Below are 26,017 nucleotides of genomic sequence, written 5' to 3' on the forward strand. Positions count from 1 at the left end.
CGATGACGATGAACCGCTATCTGGTTATGGCCATGCGCCTGCCGCAGTTCGACACGGACCAGATCGGCCCGCATCGGGACTTCCTCGACGAACTACGCGGGCAAGGCCGGCTGGAACTGGCCGGCGGGTTCGGCGACAAGAGCGGCGGCGCTTACGTGCTGCGCGCGTCGGATCTCGACGAAGCCCGGGTGATGGCGTTTCGCGATCCGCTGCACCTGAGCGGCTCGTCGCGCATCGACGTCTACGAATGGCAGGCCTGAGCCCGGGCTGAGCGCGCCGAGTTCAGCGGCGCAAGCCGGTTTCACCGCGCGCGGCTCGGCGCGTTCAGGCAGCAGGGGAGCCTGTAGACCCAGACTGGGGCGCAGCGACGTCGTCCGGCAACGCCGGTCGCACGACGGCCGGGCGGGATCGCGGTACTGTCCACAGCCGGTCGGGCGGTCCGCCGACGGCGCGGCATCATGGTTCTTTGAAATATTTAACGCCCGCATGGGCAGAAGGTCGAAATGAAAGTAGGGGTAATCGGTCTGGGAGCCATGGGCGCGCCGATGGCGCGTTACGTGCACAGCAAGGGCGTGCTGACCGCGGTCGGCAACCGGACGCAGGCCAAGGCCGATGCGATGGCATCGGAGCTGGACGTGCGCGCGGCCCGCTCGGCGGCCAACTTCGCCGATTGCGATCTGGTCGTGCTGTGTGTCTCGCTCGACGCCGACGTGCTGGAGAACGTCGCGGCCCTGGCCGAAGTGCTCAAGCCCGGCGCGATCGTGGTCGACCATTCGACCGTGTCGGTCGAAACCGCACGCCGCGCGGCCGCGCTGCTCGCCGTGCACGACATCGGTTTCCTCGATGCGCCGGTGTCCGGCGGCGTCGAAGGCGCGCGCAACGGCAAGCTGTCGATCATGGTCGGCGGCGACGAAGCCCAGCTTGAGCGCGTGCGCGACGTGATCGACGCCTATGCCGCACGCATCACCCACATGGGCGCGACTGGTGCCGGTCAGGCGACCAAGGCCATCAACCAGATCCTGGTCGCCGGCATCAACGAGGCGGTCTGCGAAGGCCTGGCGCTCGGCGAGAAGCTCGGCCTGGACCCGGAGCGCCTGTTGCCGACCTTGATGGCCGGCGCGGCGAGCAACTGGTTCCTCGACAAGCGCGGAGCGACCATGCTGCGCGACGAGTTCGCGCCCGGCTTCAAGTGTCTGCACATGCTCAAGGATCTGCGCATCGTCCAGGGCATCGCCCGCGACAGCGGCATCCGTACCCAGACCATCGACCAGGCCGTAGCCGATTACGCCGAGCTGATCGAACGCGGTTACGGCGAGTCGGACACCTCGGCCCTGATCGCGCTCAAGCGCGTGCGGCCGGCGGTGGTGGTCGAAGAATCGGATGCGGCACCGGGGGCTGCAGCCAGCGTCGAGGCCTGAGCGCCAGTCCGGTTCCGGCGAACAACGAAAAACCCGCACGCTGCCAGCGTGCGGGTTTTTTGTCGTGTGGGGATGGGGTTTGCTGCCGTTGCGTCGCGGCCGGCGGTGCGTGGCCGCGGCTTGCGCCGCTCCTACCCCGGGAGCGCGTGGTGCGAGTGAGTGGAGATGCGGATCAGCGGGTGGCCGGCCGGCTGCGTCGTTGCGCGATGCGCTCGCCGAGGATGGCGCCGGCGAAAGCGGCGACGACGGTCAGGACGATGGCGAGGGCGTTGTAGCGCAGCGCGCCGGCCAGCGAACGCATCGGCAGCGGACTGTCGGGCAGGGCCATCGAAACGATCATCGACAGGGTCAGCACCCACATCGCCACCATCAGCAACAGGGCGATCCAGCGGAAATGCGCGTGCCGAGCGATCGCGCCACCGACGCCCATGGCGATCAAGGCCCCGAATACGTCGAGCAGCGGAATCGCGCCGGCGCCGGTCTCGATCGCCTGCCTCGCGTCCAACCCCAGGAACTTAATGAAAATGCCGAAAAACAACAGCACGCCTGCCGCACTCAGGCAGCCCAGAAGAATGCGCTTGTCCATCCGATCCCCAACGACTACGTAGCCGGCGCAGTCTACTTCGACGCTGCTGCGACTCAGGGTGACCGGCGTCGCGCTGTGACCGGGCGCGCTGCCGGAAGGTGGCGCTGCGCCGACGCGCGGTGACGCAGCGCGGCAGTTTTTGCCCGACGACTGGGCGACTCGGGTGCGGCGACTGCCGGACCGGGCGAATCTCGGGTCGCGGGATGCGGGCGGCGCTTGGAGGCGAGTGGGCGGTGGAAGGCGACGCAGTGTTGCGGGCCGTCAACGGCGCGAGTGCCGTTGACGGCCTTGCGCGCGGATCGCGGCCGATAAAAAGGCCGGGCTTGCGGCCCGGCCTTTTTCTTTTACGCCTGTCGCCGCCGCAGCGGCGGGGCTTACTGCACCTTGATCGCCATGCCGGGCAGGCCGCCATCGGCGAGCTTGCGTTTGGCGTCGGCCAGGTCGCTGGCCGTGCCGTAGGGGCCCATGCGCACGCGGTACACGGTCTTGCCGCTGATCTGCGCCGACTCGACGCGCGCGCCGAGGCCGAGCATCGCGATCTTGGCCTTCATTTCCTCGGCCTGTCCCGATGCCTGGAACGCGCCGGCCTGGAGCAGATAGCGGGTGTTGTCGCTGGCCGCGGCGGCTGGCTTGGCGACGTTGCCCTGGGTGGCGGCGACGGCCGGCGGCTTCGGCGTGACCGAGGTGGCCGGCGGCGGGGTCGCGCTGGCGACCTGGACCGGCGGTGCTGCGGTGCGGGCCGGCTCGACGGCGATGGTATCGACCGGCTTGGGCAGGCTGACCGTCGTCGCGGCGGTGCTCGTCGCGGCGGTTGGCGCCCGCGTCGGCGCCGCGGTCTGCACCGCGGTCGCGGCCTGCACCGGTTGCGGCTGGGTCGCGGCGTTCTGCGCGTTCCTGCGCTGTTGGGCGGCGCGACGCTGTTCTTCGGCGGCTTCGGTCGCGGCGAGTTCGGCATCGCTCATCTCGACTTCCTTGCCCGGCAGCAGGGTATAGAAGTCGTAGTCGGTGCCGTCCTTGCCGGTCTTGTCGTCGTTGGCCTTGGGGTCGGCCGCATCGGCGTTGCGCGCCGGCTTGGCCGGCGCAGCGCTGTCTTCCGGCGCGACCGGCTCTTCATCGGCGGTGACCGCGGCCGGCTGGGCGTCGGGGTTCGGCTGCGGACGGAAGAAGCCGTCGCCGTCGGACTTGAGGTACTTGGGCGCGACCAGGATCAGCACGACACCCAGCAGCAGCCCGATCACGCCCCAGGCCCAGCCCGGCAGGCTGTCGTTGCCCTGGTTGCGCTTGGCCTGAGATTTTCCGCGTCGTGCTGCCACTTACATTACCTCCGGGGCGTTCACCCCAAGTAGTTCGAGACCGTTCGCGAGCACCTGGCGGGTCGCCGCGGCCAGCACCAGGCGCGCATGGCGCTGGGCGTCGTCGTCGACCAGGAACTGGTGGTCGTTGTAATACGTCTGGAAGGTCTGCGCCAACTCGAGCAGATAGCCGGCGATCTGGTGCGGCTCCAGGTCGCGGCCGGCGACCGCGACCACGTCCGGATAGCGCAGCAGGGTCACGATCAGCTCGTGCGCGGCGGTGTCGTTCAGGTCCAGCGGCTGGGCCAGGCCGTGCGCGGCGTCGTAAGACAGGCCGCGCTCGGCGAGCTGGCGCATCAGGCCGCACATGCGCGCATGCGAGACCTGGACGTAATAGACCGGGTTGTCCATCGACTGCGAACGCGCCAGGTCGATGTCGAAGGTCAGCTGCGAATCGGGCTTGCGCGCGATCAGGAACCAGCGCACCGCATCGCGGCCGGCTTCGTCGATCAGGTCGCGCAGGGTCAGGTAACTGCCGGCGCGCTTGGAGAGTTTCACTTCCTCGCCGCCGCGCATGACCGTGACCATCTGGTGCAGCACGTACTCGGGCCAGCCTTGCGGAATGCCGACGTCGAGCGCCTGCAGGCCGGCGCGCACGCGCGCCAGCGAGCCGTGATGGTCGGCGCCGAGTTCGGTGATCGCGCGCTCGTAGCCGCGTTGCCACTTGCTCAGGTGATAGGCGACGTCCGGCACGAAATAGGTGTAGGTACCGTCGGACTTACGCATCACGCGGTCTTTGTCGTCGCCGAAATCGGTCGACCGCAGCCACAAGGCGCCGCCCTCTTCGTAGGTGTGGCCGTGGGCGATCAGCTCGCGCACGGTTTCCTCGACTTTCGCCTGCTCGTACAGCGAGCTTTCGAGGAAGTACACATCGAAGCCGACGCCATAGGCGGCGAGGTCGGCGTTCTGCTCGCGGCGCAGATAGGCCACGGCGAAACGGCGGATCGCGTCGAGATCGTCGACATCGCCGGCACCGGCGATGCTGTGGCCGTCGACCTCGACCGTGGCGCCGTCGAGGTAGGCGCGGGCGACGTCGGCGATGTAGTCGCCGCGGTAGCCGTCCTCGGGCCAGTCGGTGTCGCCGGGCGTGCGGCCTTGCGCGCGCGCCTGCACCGAGATCGCCAGGTTGTTGATCTGCACGCCGGCGTCGTTGTAGTAGAACTCGCGCGCGACGTTCCAGCCGTTGGCGTCGAGCACGCGCGCGATGCAGTCGCCGATCACCGCTGCGCGGCCATGGCCGACGTGCAGCGGGCCGGTCGGGTTGGCCGAGACGTATTCGACGCCGGCGCGACGGCCGGCGCCGCTGGCGTTGCGGCCGTACTGCGCGCCCTGGGCGAGCGCCTCGCCGAGCTGGCGGCGCCAGGCGGCTTCGTCGACGTGGAAGTTGATGAAGCCCGGCCCGGCGATCTCGACCCGGCCGAGATCGGCGCTGGCGGGCAGCGCGTCGATCAGCTTCTGCGCGATCTCGCGCGGATTGCTGCGCGCCGGCTTGGCCAGCAGCATCGCGGCATTGGTCGAGAAGTCGCCCTGGGCGCGGGTCTTGGGACGCTCGATGACGAAATCGGGCGTGGACAGGTCGGCCGGCACGGTACCGGCTGCGCGCAATGCATCGATGGCCTGCGCGACGAGCGCATATAGGGTGGCTTTCACAGGGGAGTGCGCTTTCGCAAGGCGGTACGGAACCGCGCATTTTACAAGCTTCCGGGCCCGCCCGGGCGGCGGGCCCGGAGCAGGAGTGAGTGCGGAGGAGTGAGGAGTGAGTGGAGCCGATCATCCGGCAGGGCCTTGCGCTGGCCTTCACTCTTTCCTCACTCCTCCCTGCTCCCTCCTCGCTCCCGGCTCCCCGCTCAGACCCAGCCGCGGGCGGCCATCGAGATCGGCAGGCCGTCGCCGACCACGAAATGGTCGAGCAGGCGGATCTCGACCAGGGACAGGGCCTGCTTCAGGCGGGCGGTCACCGCCCGGTCGTCCTGGCTTGGTTCGGCGTTGCCGCTGGGGTGGTTGTGGCCAACGATGACCGCCGCGGCGTTGCGCTGCAGGGCGCGCCGGACCACCTCGCGCGGATGCACCTCGGCGCCGTTGATGGTGCCCTGGAACATTTCCTCGAAGCCGATCACGCGGTGGCGGGCGTCCAGGAACATGACCGCGAACACCTCGTGCTGCAGGCCGCGCAGGCGCTGGGCGAAGTAGCGCCCGGCCGATTCCGGGTCGGTCAGGGCAGTGCCGCGGTCGAGCTCGGCGCGCAGGCAGCGCGTGGCCAGTTCCAGCGCGGCTTTGAGGGCGCAGGCGCGGGCGGTGCCGATGCCGCGCATGCGCACCAGCTTGGCCGGCGGCTGGTCGAGCAGGTCGCGCAAGGGGCCGTGCTCGGTCAGCAGCCCGCGGGCGGTGCCGACCGCGTCCTCGCCGCGCAGGCCCGAGCCCAGGAAGATCGCCAGCAGCTCGGCGTCCGACAGCGAGCCGCTGCCGTGGGCGAGCAATTTTTCGCGCGGGCGTTCCGCGCTCGGCCATTCGTGGATTCTCATGGGCGCATCCTGCGCGGCGCCGGCCCGGGGCGGCATCGGGGGCGTGCGGGGCATCGGGTAAGCTAGACCGCCGAGAAGATGTAGGGATTCGCCGACGCGGCGTTCGTCGCGGCCGCATCACCCATCGTCTCCGAACCTGCATTGAGAACCGAACGAGCTCCGGCCCGCCCATGGCGCAAGACAATTCCCTGCCGCTGCACGACCAGCGCATCCTGCTTTGCGTCTGCGGCGGCATCGCCGCCTACAAGGCGGCCGACCTGGTGCGGCGCCTGCAAGACGCCGGCGCCCAGGTGCGCGTGGCCATGACCGAGAACGCCACCCGCTTCGTCGGTGCCGCCACCTTCCAGGCCCTGTCGGGCCACCCGGTCCGCAGCTCGCTGTGGGACGAGGCGGCCGAGCTGGCGATGGGGCATATCGAACTGGCGCGCTGGGCGCAACGGATCCTGATCGCGCCGGCCACCGCCGACATGATCGCCAAGCTCGCCCACGGTTTCGCCGACGACCTGATCAGCACCCTGTGCCTGGCCTCGGAAGCGCCGGTCGCGATCGCCCCGGCGATGAATCACCGTATGTGGGGCCATCCGGCCACCCAGGCCAATGTCGCGACCCTGCGCGGCCGCGGCGTGGCGTTCTTCGGGCCGGGCGAGGGGCGCATGGCCGAACCCGAGTCCGGCCCGGGCCGCCTGCTCGAACCGCTGGAGCTGGTCGCCGCCCTCGCCGGAGCGAACCCATGAGCGGCGCCAGCCTCGCCGGCCGGCGCCTGGTCGTCAGCGCCGGCCCGACCTTCGAAGACATCGATCCGGTCCGCTTCATCGGCAACCGCAGCAGCGGCAAGATGGGCTTCGCGATCGCCGAGGCCGCGGCGCGGCGCGGCGCCCGGGTGGTGCTGGTCGCCGGCCCGGTCGCCCTGGCGACCCCGGCCGGGGTTGAGCGGATCGACGTGCGTTCGGCCCGGCAGATGCGCGAGGCGGTGATCGGCGCGTTGCCGGCCGACGCCTACATCGGCGCCGCCGCCGTGGCCGACTACGCGCCGGCGCAGGTCGCGCCCGGCAAGATCAAGAAGAAAGACGAGCAGCTCACCCTGGAGCTGGTGCGCACGCCCGACATCCTGGCCGAGGTCGCCGCGCATCCGCAGCGCCCGACCCTGGTGGTCGGTTTTGCCGCCGAAACCCACGACGTCGAGTTCTATGCCCGTGGCAAGCTGGAAAAGAAGCGGGTCGACCTGATCGCGGCCAATCGCGTCGGCGTGGCCGGCAGCGGCTTCGAAAGCGACGACAACGCGCTCACCGTGTACTGGCGCGACGGCGCCCGCGCCCTCGGCCCGGCGCCGAAGACCCAGCTTGCCGACGAACTGCTCGACCTGATCCTCGCGCGCTGGCCGGCCTGAGCCGCGCCCGCCGCGCGGCGGCGCCCTCCCTGTCCGGACTTCTAAATCAATGAACCACACGCTCGAACTCAAGATCCTCGACGCGCGCCATGGCCATGAATGGCCTTTGCCGAGCTATGCGACCCCGGCCAGCGCCGGCCTGGACCTGCGCGCGGCGCTCGACGAGCCGCTGGTCCTGCACCCGGGCGACACCGCCTTGGTGCCGTCGGGGCTGGCGATCCACCTCGGCGACCCGACCCTGTGCGCGGTGATCCTGCCGCGGTCGGGGCTGGGCCATAAGAACGGCATCGTGCTCGGCAACGGCACCGGCCTGATCGACGCCGACTACCAGGGCCCGCTGCTGATCAGCGTGTGGAACCGGGGCCGCGAGACTTTTACGATGCAGCCGGGGGATCGGATCGCCCAGTTGGTGGTCCTGCCGATCGTGCGGGCCAGCCTGCAGGTGGTCGAGGAGTTCGAAAGCAGCGCGCGCGGGGGCGGCGGTTTCGGTCATACCGGGGTGCGTTGAGCGTATTACGGGTGCCATGGCACACATCGTGCTAGACAACCACGGGAGCGACCGCGCCACGAGGCACAGTCGACGGAATGATCCGCGGCCCCGGTGCAGACTGGGGTATCGCCCGCGCAAGGCACAGACAGGGGAAAGGTTCTGGCAATGGTCGATGTGAAAATGGAAAAGCCGCAGCTGTCGTTGGCGCAAATCAAGCCCGTGCTGTTGCCGGCGGCGTTCGTCTGCCTGCTGCTGACCCTGTGGTTCGGTTGGAGCGGTATCCAGCAACATCGGGACGCCTCGCGCCGGACCGACCTAGTCAGTGCGCGCGACAAGGCGATCAGTACCGCCCACGACGCCCTCGGCATCGAGCACAAGCGCCTGCGCGAGCGCATGGCGGCCCCGGAGATGCAGGCCGCGCTGCAAGCGGGCGACCTGCAGCGCGCCGCGACCCTGCTGACCCAGAGCTGGCCGGGGGCGAAGGCCGGCGTGGTCCTGCCGCCCGACCTGGCCGGCGACTACGCGCAACTGCCGAAGAGCGGCTACGGCCGGCTCGCGGCGATGGAAGCGGCGATCGTCGCCGACAAGCCGACTGCGGCGATCGTGCGCGACGGCGGCAAGCCGGTGCTGGCGCTGGCCGCGCCGGCGCGCGCCGGCGAGCAGTTGGTGGGCGTGGCCTATCTGCAGCTGCCTCTGCAGCGCATCAGCGATGGCATCGAAAAGGCCGACGTCGACGGCAGCAGCTACCTGGCCCTGCGCCAGGGCGGCTTCAGCGTGATCGAACGCGGCGACACCTCGCTCGGCAACGGCGCCGAGGCGATGGCGGCCAAGATCCCCGGCAGCGACCTGCGCCTGGCCGCGGCCGTGCCGGACGTGCCCGGCGGCCCGCTGGGGCTCGGCGCCCTGAGCTGCTTCATTGCCGCGGTGGTGTTCGGCCTGTTGGCATTCGTGCTGATGCGCCTGCGTCAACGTGCGTACCGCACGGTGCCGGTCGAAGACGAAGGCCCGGTTCAGACTTTGGCTGAGACCATGTCGGTCTCTCCACTCGAAGCGACCGATGCCAACGTGACCGACAGCCAGAATTCCGCCGCGCCCAAGGCCGTGGCCATCGATGGCGGAATCTTCCGCGCCTACGACATCCGCGGCGTGATCGGCCAGAGCCTGGACCCCGGCATCGCCCAGATGATCGGCCACGCCATCGGTTCGGTGATGCACGACCAGGGCCTGACCGAGATCGTGGTCGGCCGCGACGGCCGTTTGTCCGGCCCGGCGATGATCGAAGGCTTGATCGCCGGCCTGCGCAAGGCCGGCCGCAACGTCGTCGACATCGGCCTGGCGCCGACCCCGCTGGTCTATTTCGGCGCCTATCACCTGCGTGCGGGTTCCTGCGTGTCGGTCACCGGCAGCCATAACCCGCCGGACTACAACGGCTTCAAGGTCGTGGTCGGCGGCGAGACCCTGTCGGGCACGGCCATCACCGACCTGTACCAGCGCATCGTCGGCGGCCGCCTGCACACCGCCAACGAGCCCGGCACGCTGTCGCAGCGCGACATCTCCGAGGACTACGTCCAGCGCATCGCCTCCGACATCCAGATCGACCGTCCGCTCAAGGTGGTCGTCGATGCCGGCAACGGCGTCGCCGGCGACGTCGGTCCGCGCGTGCTCGCCGCGATCGGCGCCGAGGTCACGCCGTTGTATTGCGAGATCGACGGCGAGTTCCCGAACCACCACCCGGATCCGAGCGAGCCGCACAACCTGGTCGACCTGATCAAGATGGTCGACCGTCTGAACGCCGATCTCGGCATCGCCTTCGACGGCGACGGCGACCGCCTCGGCGTAGTCACCCGCGACGGCCAGAACATCTTCCCGGACCGCCTGCTGATGCTGTTCGCGGCCGACGTGCTCGAGCGCAACCCGGGCGCGATGATCATCTACGACGTCAAGTGCACCGGCCGCCTTCCGGGCCACATCCTGCGCCACGGCGGCAGCCCGCTGATGTGGAAGACCGGTCACTCGCTGATCAAGGCCAAGATGCGCGAGACCGACGCCGAACTGGCCGGCGAGATGAGCGGCCACTTCTTCTTCAAGGAGCGCTGGTACGGCTTCGACGACGGCATCTATTCGGCGGCGCGCCTGTTGGAGATCCTGTCGGCGCAGCCGCAGAGCCCGAGCGACACCCTCAACGCCCTGCCCAGCGGCGTCGCCACCGCCGAGATCAAGGTCGACGCGCCCAACGGCGACCCGCACAGCTTCGTCGAGCGTTTCGTCGCCGAGGCTTCGTTCGAAGGCGCGCGTCTGTCGACCATCGACGGCCTGCGCGTGGACTTCGCCGACGGCTGGGGCCTGGTGCGCGCATCCAACACCACGCCGATCCTGGTCATGCGCTTCGACGCCGACACCCACGAGGCGTTGGTGCGGATCCAGGACGCGTTCCGCGCCCAGTTGCTGGCGCTGAAGCCGGACTTGAAGCTGCCGTTCTAAGCATCGAGGCGATGCCGGCCCGGCCGGCATCGTGGCGACAGCGCATAGCAAAACGCCGCGGCTTGCCGCGGCGTTTTCGTTGCCGGAGTGGTCTGCCGCGGCCGCTCGATGCGGTCGGCGGCAGTAGCCGCGCTCAGCCCTGGTTGGGCCGGCGCGCCTTCATCCCGTGATAGCGCTCCAGGGCGGCGGCGAGGTCGTCGTCGGCCACGCTGCGTTCGAGCAACTGCTGCTTGAGCATGTCCTGCTGGTGCATCAGTTCTTCGTGCTGGTGACGGATGTTGTCGGCCAGGGTCTTGCTGACCGGCTTGGTGCCGAGCTCGGCTTCGCCGGCGCGGCGCAGCAGGCTCAACAGGGTCTGGCGGCGGCCGTCGATGCCGAGCTGCGAGGCCTTGACGGTCTCGTCGAGCAGGATGATCCGCTCCTGGAAGGAGTCGCGCAGCTCCTGCTCGGTCGCGTAGGACTCGGCCATGGCGTGGTCGCGGCGCTTGCGCGCCTCTTCGGCCATGGCGGCGCTGCGGGCGGCGCGCGCGGCCTGTTCGGCGGCGACGCGTTCCTCGGCGGTCAGGGCGCGATCGACCTGGCGCGTGGTCAAGCCGCTGCGGGCGCTGATCTCGGTGCGCGCGCTGTCGATCGCGTGCGCGGGCAGGGCATCGCCGCAAACCTTCTGACCGCCTTCGTTCCAGCAGTACAGCTTTTTGTTGGTCTGCTTGGCTTTGTCCTTGGTCGGGGCGGCCGCCAGCGGCGTAGCGAGCGCCAGCAGCAGGGCGCTGACCAGCAGGGTATGGAGTCGGTTCATGTCGCCCTCGTGCCGTCGAACGGTCGGCCAATCGGCAAAGAACCAAGCAAGAGTCGGGCCATGTCGGTCTCCTCTTTCGTGCCTGCGATCACAATGCGGGCGTCGTCCAACGCCCGCATCCGTCTCCTGCGCCGCCGTCCGGCGATCAGGTCTCCGCGCTACGGCCGTAGGCGCTGCGATAGGCCAGCAGGCGTTCGCGCTGTGAGGCGAACTGTGCACTCTCGCCGGTGAAGGCGAGGAGGTCGTCGAGGGTGGCGATCGCGACCACCGGCAGAGCGTGTTCGATTGCGACAGTTTCTGCCGCCGAGCGTCGGGATTGTGCAGGGTCCACGGCTTCCTGGCGGTCGAGCGCGATGACGATGCCGGCGACGCTGCCGCCGGCCTCGGCGATCAGGCTCAGCGCTTCGCGGATGGCGGTGCCGGCGGTGATGACGTCGTCGACGATCAGCACGCGGCGGCCCGCCAGGGGGGCGCCGATCAGCATGCCGCCTTCGCCGTGGGCCTTGGCTTCCTTGCGGTTGAAGGCCAGCGGCAGGTCGCGGCCGCGGCGTGCGTACTCGCAGCCGAGCGCGGTCGCCAGCGGAATGCCCTTGTAGGCCGGGCCGAACAGCAGATCGAACTCCAGGCCTTGGGCCTGGATCGCATCGGCATAGCAGCTCGCCAGCCCGGCCAGCGCCGCGCCCGAATCGAAACGGCCGGCATTGAAGAAATACGGACTGGTCCGGCCCGACTTGAGGGTGAACTCGCCGAAGCGCAGGGCGTCGGCGTTCAGGGCGAGCTGGAGGAAGCGATGGCGATGGTCGGTCATGGCGAGGTCGGGTCGGGGGAAGAAGGAATCAGACGCAGCAGCATCAGGTGCTGCGGGCCGGCGTTGCCGCCGTGGAACAACTCGCCGGTGTCGACGAAGCCGGCCTTGAGATAAGCCGAGATCGCCGGCCGGTTGCGCACGTTGACGGTCAAGGCGAGCAGGCGGCGCTGCGGATGACGCAAGCACAGGTCGTCGCGGCAGGCGGCGATGGCGCGCGTGCCGTAACCGCGGCCTTGCCGGGCTCGGTCGATCATGTAGGCGCGCAGGCCCACGCCGGGTTCGCCGAGCGAGCGCCCGGCGATCGCCTGGACGCTGAAGTCGAGCCGGTAGAAGCCGACCACGCGGTCGTCGGCCAGTATCGCCATCGCCTCGCTGTTCGGGTCGCGCCAGGTGTCGGCCAGGTTGAAGGCGGTGTCGCCGACGAAGGGCAGTTGCTCGGGGGCGACCTGCAGCGCGCGCACCGACGGCGCCAGCGCCGCGTCCACCGGCAGCACGCGCACGGCGGCCGCGGAATCGCTGAAAACGGAGGTCGCCACGGTCATGGCCGACATGATACCCGTGCCCGGCCGTTGCTATGATCGTGCGCACTTCGGATGTGGAGCGCGCATGCGCATCATCAGCTTCAACGCCAACGGTCTGCGCTCGGCCACGACCAAAGGCTTCTTCGACTGGTTCAAGACCCAGAACGCGGACGTGCTCTGCGTCCAGGAGACTAAGGCCCAGGAGCACCAGTTGGCCGGGCCGGCCTTCCTGCCCGACGGCTACCGCGCCTATTTCCGCGACGCCACCACCAAGAAGGGCTACAGCGGCGTGGCGATCTACAGCCGGCGCGAGCCCGACGAGGTCCGCACCGCCCTGGGCTGGGCGCCGTTCGACGAAGAAGGCCGCTACATCGAGGCGCGCTTCGGCAACCTCAGCGTAGTCTCGTTCTACATCCCGTCCGGGTCGTCCGGCGAGCTGCGCCAGGGTTTCAAGTTCGAGGTCATGGAATGGCTGAAGCCCATCCTCGACCAATGGCTGGCGAGCGGCCGCGACTACGTCCTGTGCGGCGACTGGAACATCGTCCGCACCCGCCTCGACATCAAGAACTGGAGCTCGAACCAGAAGAACTCCGGCTGCCTGCCGCCGGAGCGCGACTGGCTCAACGGCGTGTGCATGGACGAAAGCGGCTGGGTCGACGCCTATCGCAGCTTGAACGCCGAGGGCCAGGACTACACCTGGTGGAGCAACCGCGGCGCCGCGCGCGCCAACGACGTCGGTTGGCGCATCGATTACCAGTTCGCCACCCCGAGTCTGCGCGACCGCCTGCGCGGCTGCTCGATCCTGAGAGAACCGCGCTTCTCCGACCACGCGCCTTTCAGCGTCGACTATGACCTCTGAGGCCGGCGCCGCGGCCGCGCGCGCGGCGCCGCCCGCGCGCAAGGGCTGGCGGCTGGTGCTCGCCAACCTGCGCGAGCCCAAGGTCCTGGTCATGCTGTTGCTCGGGTTCAGCTCGGGCATTCCGATCTACCTGGTCGGCAATACCCTCGGCTTCTGGATGCGCGAGAACGCCATCGAGTTGTCGACCATCGGCTTCCTGTCCTGGGTCGGCCTGGCCTATTCGCTGAAATTCCTGTGGGCGCCGCTGGTCGACAAGCTCGACGCGCCGGTGCTGGGGCGCTGGCTCGGCCGGCGCCGCGGCTGGATGCTGCTGTCGCAACTGGTCGTCGGCGCGGCCCTGGTCGGCATGGCCCTGGTCGAACCGCGCCAGGGCCAGTTGCTGCTCGGCGGGGTCGCCTTGAACCACTTGCTGGTGTTCGGCGCGCTGGCGCTGGTGGTGGCTTTCGCCTCGGCGACCCAGGACATCGTCATCGACGCTTGGCGCATCGAAAGCGCGTCCAGCCCCGAGCAGCAGGGGCTGCTGACCTCGACCTCGACCCTGGGCTACCGCGGCGCCCTGTTGGTCACCGACTCGTTGATCCTGATCCTCGCCGCGCAGGCCGGCTGGTCGCTGTCCTACGGTGCGATGGCGGCGTTGATGGGCGTCGGCGTGCTGGCGACGCTGTCGGCGCGCGAGCCGGCCGCTTCGGTGCTCGCCGCGGCGAGCCCGCACCCGGCGCTGTTCTCCGCCCGCGGCCTGTTCGACGCCCTGGTCGGCCCGTTCGTGGCCTTCTTCCGCCAGCACGGCCAATGGGCGCTGTTGATGCTGCTGACCATCAGCCTGTACCGGCTGCCGGATTTCCTGTTCGGGCCGATGGCCAATCCGTTCTACGCCGACCTCGGCATGGCCAAGGAAACCGTGGGCGCGGTGCGCGGCTCGTTCGGTCTGGTCGCGACCATCGCCGGGGTCGCCGCGGCCGGCCTGACCGCGGTGCGCTTCGGCTTCATCCAGACCCTGCTCGCCGGCGCGGTGCTCGGCCCGGGCTCGAACCTGGCCTTCGCCTACCTGGCCTTGCACGGTAACGACCCGGGCGTGTTCACCGCGGCGATGGTGATCGACAACTTCTGCAACGGCTATGCCGGCGTGGCCCTGGTCGGCTACATGTCCAGCCTGACCAACGTCGGCTACACCGCCACCCAGTACGCGCTGCTGAGCTCGTTCTACGCTTTGCTCGGCAAGGTGCTGAAGGGCTTGTCCGGCGTGGCGGTGGAGCACCTGGCGATCGATCGCAGCCTGCTCGAGGCCTACTCGCTGTTCTTCGTCGGCACCGCGCTGGTCGGCATCCCGGCCTTGCTGTTGTGCATCGTGCTGGTGGTGCGCAAACCGCCGGCAGCGGTACAAACAGCGGCCTGATCGCGGGCGCCTCGTGTCCGCCGGCAGGCGCCGGCCGTCGGTGCAGTCGAGTTCCTGAACGCGAATCCAGCAACTTCGTGTTGCTATCGATACGGCAACGATGGCACTTTGCTCGCCTGTGGCCGACATCATCCTGCACAACCTGGACGCCATCCTGGCCGACCGCATTCGCCGGGTCGCGGAGACGCGCGGCTGGAGTCTGCAGCGCACGGCCTTGCACCTGATCGAGAGCGGGCTGTTCGCGGTCGAGGCCGAGATGGTCGGGCGTTTCAGCGACACCGACGCGTCGGCGTTGCAGGAAGCGATCGCCGCCCTGGAGCACATCCCCAGCGACCCGGGGTTCTCCCTGATCGGCCGCGCCGAACCGGCCGCGCCCAAGCCGGCCGGGCCCGACTTCAGCAGCCTGGAACTGCTCGAAGAGTTCCGCATCAACACCGACCCGGCCTGAGGCCGGGTAGCGCCGACAGAGACGCCGGCTAGGCGGCCGGATGCACCGTGCCGAGCACGCGCGGGCCGCGCGCGCCGGTGACGCTGGGCAGGTTGCCCGGCAGTCCGCTCAACGTCTGCCGTGCCAGCCAGGCGAAGCCCATCGCCTCGACGAAATCCGGGTCCAGGCCGTAAGGCACGGTCGACTCGACCGCGACCCCGGGCAGATGCGCGGCGATCCGTTCGAGCAGGGCGCGATTGCGCACGCCGCCGCCGCAGGCCAGCACTCGCTTCGTCGCCGGCTGGTGCGCGCGCAAGGCATCGGCAGTGGTGATCGCGCTGAGTTCGAGCAGGGTCGCCTGCACGTCCTGTGGCGCCTGCGCGCCGCTCAGGCGGGCCTCGACCCATGCCAGGTGGAATTGCTCGCGTCCGGTGCTCTTCGGCGGCGGCAGGGCGAACCAGGGCTCGTCGAGCAGGCGCGCAAGCAGGTCCGCATCGACCGTGCCGCGCGCGGCGAAGGCGCCGTCGGCGTCGAACGCCGTGCCCAGGTGGCGTAGCGCCCAGGCGTCCATCAGGCAATTGGCCGGCCCGGTGTCGAAACCGCGCACGTCGCCGCGCGCCGGCAACAGGGTGAAGTTGGCGATTCCGCCGAGATTGAGCGCGGCCCGGTCCTCGGTGTCGGAATGCAGCAAGGCGGCGTGGAAGGCGGGCATCAGCGGCGCGCCGTGGCCGCCGGCGGCGACGTCGCGGCGGCGGAAATCGGCCACGGTGGCGATGCCGCTGCGTTCGGCGATGACTGCGCCGTCGCCGATCTGCCAGGTGAAAGGATGACGGCCGTCGTAGCCGGCGCCGGCCGGGCGATGGCGCACGGTCTGGCCGTGCGAGCCGATCGCGGCGACCTGCGATGCGGCCACGCCGGCTTCTCCGATCAGGCTCAGGGCCGCCTCGGCGAAGGCCTCGGCGACTTGCGCGTCGAGGGTGCCGAGCTCCTCCAGCGAACGCGCGTCGCCGCCCTGGCCGAGCGCGACCAGGCGCTCGCGCAGCGCGTCCTGCCAAGGATAGGTGCGGCCGAGCACCAGTTCGCAGCGGGTCGGCGCGGCGCCGTCTCCGAAGCGCACCAGGGCGGCGTCGATGCCGTCCGCGCTGGTCCCGGAGATCAGTCCAAGATAAAGGCCTGAAAGCGGCGTAGCGGCGTCAGTGGCAAACGGGACCGAAGAATTCTCAATCACGACGAAGCTCCGAAAGGCCTGAAAGCGGCGTAGCGATGTCGGCACCAGCCGGGACCGAAGAATTCTCAATCACGATGAAGCTCCGAGGCCTGAAAGCGGCGTAGCGGTGTCAGTGGCAAACGGGACCGAGGAATTCTCAATCACGCCGAGTTCCCTGTGCGGCATAGCGACCCACGGTAACGCGTCCCGCCCTGGCATGGCATCCATGACGCCATCCCAAAAAGCAGAAAGGCCTCCGAAGAGGCCTTTCGCTTGCCGCGGCCGGTCAGGCCTTGGTGGTCTTCTTCTTCGCCGCCGTCTTGGCCGGTGCTGCGGCCGGCGCCGGGCCGGCATCGGCGTAGATGATGTTCTCGACCTGGCGGATCCGCGCCAGAGCCACGCCGGTCTGGGTGCGGAACTGGGCCAGCGCCATGCCGCTCAGCGGCTCCGGCGGCGGCATCGTCACCGACAGCGGGTTGCGGTGCACGCCGTTGATGCGGAATTCGTAATGCAGGTGCGGGCCGGTCGCCAGGCCGGAGCTGCCGACATAGCCGATCACCGTGCCCTGGCCGACGTGCTGGCCCGGTCGGATGCGGCCGAAATTCGACATGTGCCCGTACAGCGTGGTGTAGCCGCGGCCGTGGTCGAGGATCACCGCGCGGCCGTAACCGCCCTTCCAGCCGACGAACTGCACGCGCGCATCGCCCGCGGCCATGATCGGCGTGCCGGTGCCCGCGCCGTAGTCGACGCCGGTGTGCATGCGGATGCGGCCCAGCACCGGATGACGGCGCGAGCCGAAGCCCGAGGTCAGGCGCGCATACGGAATCGGCATGCGGATGAAGCTCTTCTTGAGCGGGCGGCCGTCGCCGGTGAAGTACTCGGCCTTGCCGCCGCGCTCGAAGCGGAAGCCCGTATGCAGGCGGCCTTCGCTGGTGAAGGTCGCCGCCAGCACCGGACCGGTGCTGAGCAGTTCGCCTTCGCGCCAAGTCTGCTCGACCACGACGCTGAAACGATCTTCGGCGCCGACGTCTTCGTTGAAGTCGATGTCGTACTTGAAGATGTCGTCGGTCAGCGTGTTGATGTTGGCCGGCGTCAGCCCGACCTTGCGCGCCGAGCGGAACAGCGACTTGCCGACCTTGCCGCTCAGGACCACGGTGCGGCTCTCGGTCGGGCGGGTGATGATCTTCTGGGTGATCTTGTCGCCGGCGAGGCTCAGCTCGATGCGGTGGCTGTCGTCGCGGTCGTAGCGGAAGGTGCGCAGGCTGCCGTTGACGGGCATGTCGAAACCGAGCTCGGTGCCGGGTTTCATGCGCTTCAAGGCTTCCTTGGCGCCGGGCTGCTCGAGGATCTTGTGCATCGTCGAAGCCGGGATGTCCAGGTCCTTGAACACAGAGCCCAGGGTTTCGCCGCGATTGATCCGCACCAACTGCCAGCTGTCGCCGTGTTCGCCGCGCACGCGGGCGATCGGCAGCGGCGGCAGGGCCAGGGCCAGGGATTGGCGCGGCTCGTGCACGCGCACCGAAGCGGTCGACTGGCTGAAGCCTGGCACGATGGCCGCGACCATCATGCCCAGGGTCGCGAACAGGCCGGCCTGCACCCACTGTCGGCCCGACCAGCGACCGTTGAATCCATCGGAAAGATGACGCGCCAGCACAGGGCGGCGCAATGCGGCTTCACGCAGGGCTTTCAGTCGTTCGCGGCGTTGCGCGCCCACACTGGAAGCCTGCTCGGGTACTGTCATTGGATGAATCCCTCGCGTGAGGTGTGAAGGCCGCGTAGCGGCGTTACCATAGTCACACGAGTAGTACGCGTCAAACCCTTGAGCTGAATGGGGTTTTTATCTCCTGCCGGCTTGAATTCGTTTAACTCCCAATTAACCTGAATCCGTGACCGCGTTCGCACTCTGGGGCGTGGCCGCCGAGCGAGTCCCCACGTGTCCTCATCCGTACAAGAAGCCCTCGACCTGATCGCCCGCGGCGCCGATGAAATCCTCAAGCGCGAGGAGCTCGAAGCCCGTCTGACCGCATCCATGAAGGCCGGGGGCCGCCCGCTGCGCATCAAGGCCGGGTTCGACCCGACCGCGCCCGACCTGCATATCGGTCACACCGTCCTGCTCAACAAGATGCGGCAGTTCCAGGACCTGGGCCATCAGGTGATCTTCCTGATCGGCGACTTCACCGGAATGATCGGCGACCCGACCGGCAAGAACGTCACCCGCAAGCCGCTGACCCGCGAAGACGTGCTCGCCAATGCGCAGACCTACGCCGACCAGGTGTTCAAGGTGCTGGACAAGGAGCGCACCGAGGTCCGCTTCAATTCCGAGTGGTTCGGCCAGATGAGTTCGGCCGACATGATCAAGCTCGCCGCCCAGCACACGGTCGCGCGCATGCTCGAGCGCGACGACTTCGCCAAGCGCTACGCCGCCCAGCAGCCGATCGCGATCCACGAATTCCTGTATCCGCTGGTGCAGGGCTACGACTCGGTGGCATTGCAGTGCGACGTCGAACTCGGCGGCACCGACCAGAAATTCAATCTGTTGATGGGGCGCGGCCTGCAGGAGCACCACGGCCAGCCGGCCCAGATCGTCCTGACCATGCCGCTGCTGGAGGGCCTGGACGGCGTCAACAAGATGTCCAAGTCGCTCGGCAACTACATCGGCATCAACGAGCCGGCCATCGACATCGTCACCAAGACGATGAAGATCGACGACGTGTTGATGTGGCGCTGGATCGACCTGCTCAGCTTCGAGATCGGTATCGCCGAGGCAGCGCGCCTGAAAGAAGAGATCGCCGCCGGCCAGCTCAACCCGCGCGACCTCAAGATGCGCCTGGCGCGCGAACTGGCCGCCCGCTTCCACGGGGCGCAGGCCGCCGAGCAGGCCATGGCGGGCTGGAATGCGGCGGTGCGCGGCGAGGGCGATATCGCCTCCTTGCCGCTGACCGACGTCGGCGTGCCGGCCGAGGGCCTGCGTATCGCAGCGCTATTGGTGGCCGCCGGGCTGATGCCGAGCAATGCCGAAGGCAACCGCAAGCTCAAAGAGCGGGCGGTGAAGGTGGACGGCAACGTCATAGAAGACCCGCAGCAGGTGTTCACCCCGGGGTTCGAGGGCGTGCTGGCCGTGGGCAAGCGCAATTTCGCCCGTGTTCGCCTGGTCGCCGCCTAAGCGCAGCCCTTGCCGGCGGCGATGCCTGTTAAAAGCCGACGCGGAGTTCGGTGATAGTGCGGATAGCCCGGCAAATGGCACGAATGCCCCCAGCTGCGGCATGCCACTCCCTCTCCCGCTGGCGGGAGAGGGCTGGGGTGAGGGCCGACCCAGGTCGCAAACCATCCGTTAAGCCCGTCCCATAAGGCTTTCCCCGGCGACCGCGAAATTCCCTGTTCATTTTTTTTGAAATCGCTTCCCAAGCCCTGTTCATGTATGCATAATGCGCGGCCCCGCTGAGCAGATGCATCGCACGGCGGGGACGCGCAGAAAGGGCGGTTTCGACAGGTGTTGACGGTCTGAAACATTGCTGTAAGATGCGCGGCCCGCTGACCGGTTTGTGAGGTTGGCGGGGCGCAGAAAACGGCGATTTCGATAAGTGTTGACGAGTCGAAAACATGCTGTAAGATGCGCGGCCCGGTGAGACGGAAGCTTCGGAAAAACGAAGCGGACGACGAGTCGGGAAGCAGCAAAAAGTTTCGCGGACAGGTGTTGACGTTCACGAAAACTACTGTATAGTGTGCGGCTCGCTCGGCCACTTCGGTGGCGAGCACGAAACAAGGCGCTGAGGCCGGTTTCGACGATCTTTGACAGTGTGCGCAGGTGACTTGTGCGGGCGTCTGGCGGGTGGATGATTGTCCATCTTGCAGACGTTCGTAACAGAGTCCAAATGATTGAAGAAAGCATGCAAATGCGAGTAATTGAGTAATGAGGGCCTGGGGCGAAGTCTGCACTCAAAGCATTGATGAAGGCCGCAAGGCTGGAGTCGAAACATTTAAGTGAAGAGTTTGATCCTGGCTCAGAGTGAACGCTGGCGGCAGGCCTAACACATGCAAGTCGAACGGCAGCACAGAGGAGCTTGCTCCTTGGGTGGCGAGTGGCGGACGGGTGAGGAATACGTCGGAATCTGCCTATTTGTGGGGGATAACGTAGGGAAACTTACGCTAATACCGCATACGACCTACGGGTGAAAGCGGAGGACCTTCGGGCTTCGCGCAGATAGATGAGCCGACGTCGGATTAGCTAGTTGGCGGGGTAAAGGCCCACCAAGGCGACGATCCGTAGCTGGTCTGAGAGGATGATCAGCCACACTGGAACTGAGACACGGTCCAGACTCCTACGGGAGGCAGCAGTGGGGAATATTGGACAATGGGCGCAAGCCTGATCCAGCCATGCCGCGTGTGTGAAGAAGGCCTTCGGGTTGTAAAGCACTTTTGTCCGGAAAGAAAAGCTTCGGGTTAATACCCCGAGGTCATGACGGTACCGGAAGAATAAGCACCGGCTAACTTCGTGCCAGCAGCCGCGGTAATACGAAGGGTGCAAGCGTTACTCGGAATTACTGGGCGTAAAGCGTGCGTAGGTGGTTTGTTAAGTCTGATGTGAAAGCCCTGGGCTCAACCTGGGAATGGCATTGGAAACTGGCTTACTAGAGTGCGGTAGAGGGTAGTGGAATTCCCGGTGTAGCAGTGAAATGCGTAGATATCGGGAGGAACATCTGTGGCGAAGGCGACTACCTGGACCAGCACTGACACTGAGGCACGAAAGCGTGGGGAGCAAACAGGATTAGATACCCTGGTAGTCCACGCCCTAAACGATGCGAACTGGATGTTGGGAGCAACTTGGCTCTCAGTATCGAAGCTAACGCGTTAAGTTCGCCGCCTGGGAAGTACGGTCGCAAGACTGAAACTCAAAGGAATTGACGGGGGCCCGCACAAGCGGTGGAGTATGTGGTTTAATTCGATGCAACGCGAAGAACCTTACCTGGTCTTGACATCCACGGAACTTTCCAGAGATGGATTGGTGCCTTCGGGAACCGTGAGACAGGTGCTGCATGGCTGTCGTCAGCTCGTGTCGTGAGATGTTGGGTTAAGTCCCGCAACGAGCGCAACCCTTGTCCTTAGTTGCCAGCACGTAATGGTGGGAACTCTAAGGAGACCGCCGGTGACAAACCGGAGGAAGGTGGGGATGACGTCAAGTCATCATGGCCCTTACGACCAGGGCTACACACGTACTACAATGGTAGGGACAGAGGGCTGCAAACCCGCGAGGGCAAGCCAATCCCAGAAACCCTATCTCAGTCCGGATCGGAGTCTGCAACTCGACTCCGTGAAGTCGGAATCGCTAGTAATCGCAGATCAGCATTGCTGCGGTGAATACGTTCCCGGGCCTTGTACACACCGCCCGTCACACCATGGGAGTTTGTTGCACCAGAAGCAGGTAGCTTAACCTTCGGGAGGGCGCTTGCCACGGTGTGGCCGATGACTGGGGTGAAGTCGTAACAAGGTAGCCGTATCGGAAGGTGCGGCTGGATCACCTCCTTTAGAGACAAAAAGACAGTTAATTGCCTGTCCAGACGTCCGCACAAGTGACCTGCATTTCAGAGTTCCCGATCGCCTTGGGGTGATCGAGGAGTCGTCCCGTTTCGATGGGGCTTTAGCTCAGCTGGGAGAGCACCTGCTTTGCAAGCAGGGGGTCGTCGGTTCGATCCCGACAAGCTCCACCACCTAGCCAGTAAGTAGTCCTTAGGGACGAATTGGGTCTGTAGCTCAGGTGGTTAGAGCGCACCCCTGATAAGGGTGAGGCCGGTGGTTCGAGTCCTCCCAGACCCACCACCCTGGCGAAAGCTGGAGCGAGACAAAACTCTGAACTGCGCACACATAAAGATTTGAAACTTCGAAGGCGCTGAAGCCTTTGAAGTGTTCTTTGAAAAACTGGAATGTAGCGAGCGTTTTGAGACGGAATGTCCAAACGTGTCGTGAGGCTAAGGCGGGGCCCAAGAGGCCCTAACATTTGAAGTTGTTGATTTGTTCGTAAATCGATAATCCTGAGGCAACTTGGGGTTATATGGTCAAGCGAATAAGCGCACACGGTGGATGCCTTGGCGGTCAGAGGCGATGAAGGACGTGACAGCCTGCGAAAAGCGCGGGGGAGCTGGCAATAAGCATTGATCCCGCGATGTCCGAATGGGGAAACCCACCTAGCAATAGGTATCCTGCAGTGAATACATAGCTGCTGGAAGCGAACCCGGAGAACTGAAATATCTAAGTACCCGGAGGAAAAGAAATCAACCGAGATTCCCTAAGTAGTGACGAGCGAACGGGGACTAGCCCTTAAGTTGCATCAGCTTCAGCAAAACGAGTTGGAAAGCTCGGCCATAGAAGGTGACAGCCCTGTATGCGAAGGGGCTGATGCGATGAAATCGAGTAGGGCGGGGCACGAGAAACCCTGTCTGAACATGGGGGGACCATCCTCCAAGGCTAAATACTCCTGACCGACCGATAGTGAACCAGTACCGTGAGGGAAAGGCGAAAAGAACCCTGGTGAAGGGAGTGAAATAGACCCTGAAACCGTGTGCGTACAAGCAGTAGGAGCTCCGCAAGGAGTGACTGCGTACCTTTTGTATAATGGGTCAGTCGACTTACTGTTCGTGGCAAGCTTAACCGTATAGGGGAGGCGAAGGGAAACCGAGTCTGATAAGGGCGCATAGTCGCGGGCAGTAGACCCGAAACCGGGTGATCTAGTCATGCCCAGGGTGAAGGTTGAGTAACATCAACTGGAGGCCCGAACCCACTCCCGTTGCAAAGGTAGGGGATGAGGTGTGATTAGGAGTGAAAAGCTAATCGAACCCGGAGATAGCTGGTTCTCCTCGAAAGCTATTTAGGTAGCGCCTCGGACGAATACTACTGGGGGTAGAGCACTGTTATGGCTAGGGGGTCATTGCGACTTACCAAACCATGGCAAACTCCGAATACCAGTACGTACTATCCGGGAGACACACGGCGGGTGCTAACGTCCGTCGTGAAAAGGGAAACAACCCAGACCCACAGCTAAGGTCCCAAATTTATCGCTAAGTGGTGAACGATGTGGAAAGGCACAGACAGCCAGGAGGTTGGCTTAGAAGCAGCCACCCTTTAAAGAAAGCGTAATAGCTCACTGGTCGAGTCGGTCTGCGCGGAAGATTTAACGGGGCTAAGCGATAAACCGAAGCTTGGGGTGCATCACTTTGTGATGCGCGGTAGAGGAGCGTTCCGTAAGCCGTTGAAGGTGGATTGAGAAGTCCGCTGGAGGTATCGGAAGTGCGAATGCTGACATGAGTAACGATAATGCGGGTGAAAAGCCCGCACGCCGAAAGCCCAAGGTTTCCTTGCGCAACGTTAATCGACGCAGGGTGAGTCGGCCCCTAAGGCGAGGCAGAAATGCGTAGTCGATGGGAAGCAGGTTAATATTCCTGCACCTCGCGTAAGTGCGATGGAGGGACGGAGAAGGTTAAGCAGGCCAGGCGTTGGTTGTCCTGGTGAGAGAGTTGAGGCGGTCCCCTTAGGCAAATCCGGGGGGGCAACGTTGAGACTAAGGACCGGTCCTTTTGGACTAGGCTGCTGATATCACGCTTCCAGGAAAAGCTCCTAAGCTTCAGCTTACGCAGACCGTACCGTAAACCGACACAGGTGGGCAGGATGAGAATTCTAAGGCGCTTGAGAGAACTCGGGTGAAGGAACTAGGCAAAATAGCACCGTAACTTCGGGAGAAGGTGCGCCCTTTCTGGTGAATAGCTGGGAGGGGCCGCAGTGACCAGGCCGCTGCGACTGTTTATCAAAAACACAGCACTCTGCAAACACGAAAGTGGACGTATAGGGTGTGACGCCTGCCCGGTGCTGGAAGGTTAATTGATGGGGTCAGCCGCAAGGCGAAGCTCTTGATCGAAGCCCCAGTAAACGGCGGCCGTAACTATAACGGTCCTAAGGTAGCGAAATTCCTTGTCGGGTAAGTTCCGACCTGCACGAATGGCGTAACGACAGCGGCGCTGTCTCCACCCGAGACTCAGTGAAATTGAAATCGCTGTGAAGATGCAGCGTTCCCGCGGCAAGACGGAAAGACCCCGTGAACCTTTACTATAGCTTTACACTGAACGTTGAGTTCGTCTGTGTAGGATAGGTGGGAGGCTATGAAACCATGGCGCTAGCTGTGGTGGAGCCATCCTTGAAATACCACCCTGTCGTGCTTGACGTTCTAACCTAGGCCCGTAATCCGGGTCGGGGACCGTGTATGGTGGGTAGTTTGACTGGGGCGGTCTCCTCCCAAAGTGTAACGGAGGAGCACGAAGGTACGCTCAGCGCGGTCGGACATCGCGCACTGTGTGCAAAGGCATAAGCGTGCTTGACTGCAAGATCGACGGATCAAGCAGGTACGAAAGTAGGTCTTAGTGATCCGGTGGTTCTGTATGGAAGGGCCATCGCTCAACGGATAAAAGGTACTCCGGGGATAACAGGCTGATACCGCCCAAGAGTTCATATCGACGGCGGTGTTTGGCACCTCGATGTCGGCTCATCACATCCTGGGGCTGTAGTCGGTCCCAAGGGTATGGCTGTTCGCCATTTAAAGTGGTACGCGAGCTGGGTTCAGAACGTCGTGAGACAGTTCGGTCCCTATCTGTCGTGGGCGTTGGAGATTTGAGAGGGGCTGCTCCTAGTACGAGAGGACCGGAGTGGACGAACCTCTGGTGTTCCGGTTGTCACGCCAGTGGCACTGCCGGGTAGCTATGTTCGGAAGCGATAACCGCTGAAAGCATCTAAGCGGGAAGCGCGCCTCAAGATGAGATCTCCCGGGACTTTAAGTCCCCTAAAGGAACCATCAAGACTAGGTGGTTGATAGGCAGGGTGTGTAAGTGCGGCAACGCATTGAGCTAACCTGTACTAATGATCCGTGTGGCTTGACCATATAACCTCAAGTTGCCTTGGCTTCATTGACACGTTTAAGACGTTTCGCCCAAAATACTGTTCGCTACATTCCAACTTATTCGCAGAAGACGGAGATCATCCCGTCTGAAGCATCCCAACGAGAGCGTGCGCGCTTCTTCAATACACCGAAGACGGCGACCCTCCACCCTCTCCCTGGTGATAATAGCTGTGTGGCACCACCCGATCCCATCCCGAACTCGGAAGTGAAACGCACATGCGCCGATGGTAGTGTGGCCTAAGCCATGCAAGAGTAGGTCATCGCCAGGGGCTTTACCCTAAAACGCCGCAACCCACAGGTTGCGGCGTTTTTCTTTGGCCGCGTGTTAAGCGAATCCCGGCGGCCGACCGTTTTGCGGCGATGCCACTTAATACGATTAAGCGTCCGACATTAACTTCCGGCCCGCCGCCGATAATCGTGCGCCCTCCGGGGTGCGCCGAAACCACAATGCCGACTGCATCCATCGAAGCGGCGAGCCCTCGCCAGGGTAGGAGCGGCGCGAGCCGCGACCACGCTGTCGCGGTCTTGCCGCGCATCGATCAGCAAGATCAGATCCAGATCAAACGCCTAAAGCTTCCGCCACTAAAGCGGCGGGTTACTTTCTTTTGTCATAAGCAACAAAAGAAAGGTAACCAAAGAAAAATGCTTCTCTTTGAATCACCAGCCCGCACGAGCGGTGCTTCCGCAGGGCTTTTTCATACGGGACATCCCTGTCCCGATGAAAAACGGCGCGCATCCCTGCGCGCCGCCCTCCGGGTCTCCAGGTGTTCTCGCGAGGTCGCTACTGCGCCAAGCTCATTACGGCAACGGCAACGGCAACGGCAACGGCAACGGC

The 26,017-nt window shown here is 65.5% G+C and carries 17 protein-coding genes, 2 tRNA genes, 3 rRNA genes and 1 pseudogene; 14 read left to right on the forward strand and 9 right to left on the reverse strand.

The window, feature by feature from the left end:
- Positions 1-8 precede the first annotated feature (8 nt).
- Both GLA29479_RS19700 and GLA29479_RS19705 read left to right on the forward strand, forming a co-directional pair.
- Entirely contained in the window at positions 9-260 is a 252-nt protein-coding gene (locus tag GLA29479_RS19700) for a YciI family protein (protein ID WP_057919380.1), read from the forward strand.
- Positions 261-503: 243 nt separating this feature from the next.
- Positions 504-1,418, forward strand: coding sequence for an NAD(P)-dependent oxidoreductase (locus tag GLA29479_RS19705; RefSeq protein ID WP_057972592.1), 915 nt, complete (start codon positions 504-506; stop codon positions 1,416-1,418).
- Between the two features lie 172 nt (positions 1,419-1,590).
- Here the strand turns inward: GLA29479_RS19705 and GLA29479_RS19710 are convergent, their stop codons facing one another.
- The 4 genes from GLA29479_RS19710 to radC all read right to left on the reverse strand — a co-directional run bounded on the left by GLA29479_RS19710 (position 1,591) and on the right by radC (position 5,878).
- The gene (locus GLA29479_RS19710) at positions 1,591-2,004 is read right to left on the reverse strand and encodes a hypothetical protein (RefSeq protein WP_057972593.1); all 414 of its coding nucleotides are present in this window, start codon (positions 2,002-2,004) and stop codon (positions 1,591-1,593) included.
- Positions 2,005-2,378: 374 nt separating this feature from the next.
- Positions 2,379-3,317, reverse strand: coding sequence for an SPOR domain-containing protein (locus tag GLA29479_RS19715; RefSeq protein WP_057972594.1), 939 nt, complete (start codon positions 3,315-3,317; stop codon positions 2,379-2,381).
- Entirely contained in the window at positions 3,318-5,006 is a 1,689-nt protein-coding gene (gene argS / locus GLA29479_RS19720) for an arginine--tRNA ligase (RefSeq protein WP_057972595.1), read from the reverse strand.
- A 197-nt stretch (positions 5,007-5,203) separates the two neighbouring features.
- On the reverse strand, positions 5,204-5,878 hold the full coding sequence (gene radC, locus GLA29479_RS19725) for a RadC family protein (protein WP_057973280.1): 675 nt from the start codon (positions 5,876-5,878) through the stop codon (positions 5,204-5,206).
- A 170-nt stretch (positions 5,879-6,048) separates the two neighbouring features.
- Here radC and coaBC point away from each other — a divergent pair.
- The 3 genes and pseudogenes from coaBC (at position 6,049) to GLA29479_RS19740 (ending at position 10,236) form a co-directional block, all read left to right on the forward strand.
- Positions 6,049-7,265: pseudogene (gene coaBC, locus GLA29479_RS19730) on the forward strand (bifunctional phosphopantothenoylcysteine decarboxylase/phosphopantothenate--cysteine ligase CoaBC).
- Between the two features lie 49 nt (positions 7,266-7,314).
- Positions 7,315-7,773 (forward strand): dUTP diphosphatase, encoded by a 459-nt coding sequence (gene dut / locus GLA29479_RS19735; protein ID WP_057919374.1) that lies wholly within the window; start codon positions 7,315-7,317, stop codon positions 7,771-7,773.
- A gap of 162 nt (positions 7,774-7,935) precedes the next feature.
- Positions 7,936-10,236 carry a phosphomannomutase/phosphoglucomutase gene (locus GLA29479_RS19740; protein WP_057973281.1) on the forward strand — a complete coding sequence of 767 codons (2,301 nt, stop codon included), beginning with the start codon at positions 7,936-7,938 and terminating at the stop codon, positions 10,234-10,236.
- Between the two features lie 133 nt (positions 10,237-10,369).
- On the opposite strand, the gene GLA29479_RS19745 is transcribed toward GLA29479_RS19740, so the two are convergent.
- The 3 genes from GLA29479_RS19745 to GLA29479_RS19755 form a co-directional block, all read right to left on the reverse strand.
- On the reverse strand, positions 10,370-11,032 hold the full coding sequence (locus GLA29479_RS19745) for a hypothetical protein (RefSeq protein ID WP_057972596.1): 663 nt from the start codon (positions 11,030-11,032) through the stop codon (positions 10,370-10,372).
- A gap of 145 nt (positions 11,033-11,177) precedes the next feature.
- Positions 11,178-11,840 carry an orotate phosphoribosyltransferase gene (pyrE, locus tag GLA29479_RS19750; RefSeq protein ID WP_057972597.1) on the reverse strand — a complete coding sequence of 221 codons (663 nt, stop codon included), beginning with the start codon at positions 11,838-11,840 and terminating at the stop codon, positions 11,178-11,180.
- On the reverse strand, positions 11,837-12,391 hold the full coding sequence (locus GLA29479_RS19755; RefSeq protein ID WP_057972598.1) for a GNAT family N-acetyltransferase: 555 nt from the start codon (positions 12,389-12,391) through the stop codon (positions 11,837-11,839). Before GLA29479_RS19755 ends, pyrE begins: the two co-directional genes overlap by 4 nt.
- A 55-nt stretch (positions 12,392-12,446) precedes the next feature.
- Here GLA29479_RS19755 and GLA29479_RS19760 point away from each other — a divergent pair, with 55 nt between their 5' ends.
- The 3 genes from GLA29479_RS19760 to GLA29479_RS25640 all read left to right on the forward strand — a co-directional run bounded on the left by GLA29479_RS19760 (position 12,447) and on the right by GLA29479_RS25640 (position 15,061).
- Positions 12,447-13,220 carry an exodeoxyribonuclease III gene (locus GLA29479_RS19760; protein WP_057919370.1) on the forward strand — a complete coding sequence of 258 codons (774 nt, stop codon included), beginning with the start codon at positions 12,447-12,449 and terminating at the stop codon, positions 13,218-13,220.
- Positions 13,210-14,613, forward strand: coding sequence for an AmpG family muropeptide MFS transporter (locus GLA29479_RS19765; protein WP_057972599.1), 1,404 nt, complete (start codon positions 13,210-13,212; stop codon positions 14,611-14,613). The genes GLA29479_RS19760 and GLA29479_RS19765 overlap by 11 nt, the downstream gene beginning before the upstream one ends.
- A gap of 100 nt (positions 14,614-14,713) precedes the next feature.
- On the forward strand, positions 14,714-15,061 hold the full coding sequence (locus GLA29479_RS25640; protein ID WP_187308424.1) for a hypothetical protein: 348 nt from the start codon (positions 14,714-14,716) through the stop codon (positions 15,059-15,061).
- Between the two features lie 28 nt (positions 15,062-15,089).
- Here GLA29479_RS25640 and GLA29479_RS19775 read toward each other — a convergent pair whose 3' ends face one another.
- Both GLA29479_RS19775 and GLA29479_RS19780 read right to left on the reverse strand, forming a co-directional pair.
- Positions 15,090-16,265, reverse strand: coding sequence for an anhydro-N-acetylmuramic acid kinase (locus tag GLA29479_RS19775; RefSeq protein ID WP_057973282.1), 1,176 nt, complete (start codon positions 16,263-16,265; stop codon positions 15,090-15,092).
- Positions 16,266-16,533: 268 nt separating this feature from the next.
- Positions 16,534-17,988, reverse strand: coding sequence for a M23 family metallopeptidase (locus GLA29479_RS19780; RefSeq protein ID WP_057972600.1), 1,455 nt, complete (start codon positions 17,986-17,988; stop codon positions 16,534-16,536).
- A gap of 192 nt (positions 17,989-18,180) precedes the next feature.
- Between GLA29479_RS19780 and tyrS the strand changes: the two genes are divergently transcribed.
- The 6 genes from tyrS (at position 18,181) to rrf (ending at position 25,451) form a co-directional block, all read left to right on the forward strand.
- Positions 18,181-19,410 carry a tyrosine--tRNA ligase gene (tyrS, locus tag GLA29479_RS19785; RefSeq protein WP_057972601.1) on the forward strand — a complete coding sequence of 410 codons (1,230 nt, stop codon included), beginning with the start codon at positions 18,181-18,183 and terminating at the stop codon, positions 19,408-19,410.
- Positions 19,411-20,225: 815 nt separating this feature from the next.
- Positions 20,226-21,770 (forward strand): 16S ribosomal RNA (locus GLA29479_RS19790).
- A gap of 106 nt (positions 21,771-21,876) precedes the next feature.
- Positions 21,877-21,952 (forward strand) — tRNA-Ala (locus tag GLA29479_RS19795).
- Between the two features lie 32 nt (positions 21,953-21,984).
- A tRNA-Ile gene (locus tag GLA29479_RS19800) sits at positions 21,985-22,061 on the forward strand.
- 234 nt (positions 22,062-22,295) lie between these two features.
- Positions 22,296-25,164, forward strand: a 23S ribosomal RNA gene (locus GLA29479_RS19805).
- Between the two features lie 172 nt (positions 25,165-25,336).
- A 5S ribosomal RNA gene (gene rrf, locus GLA29479_RS19810) occupies positions 25,337-25,451 on the forward strand.
- Together the 16S, 23S and 5S rRNA genes with 2 tRNA genes alongside form the textbook arrangement of a ribosomal RNA operon.
- Positions 25,452-26,017: the final 566 nt, after the last annotated feature.

The organism is Lysobacter antibioticus (assembly GCF_001442535.1).
Lineage (GTDB): Bacteria > Pseudomonadota > Gammaproteobacteria > Xanthomonadales > Xanthomonadaceae > Lysobacter > Lysobacter antibioticus.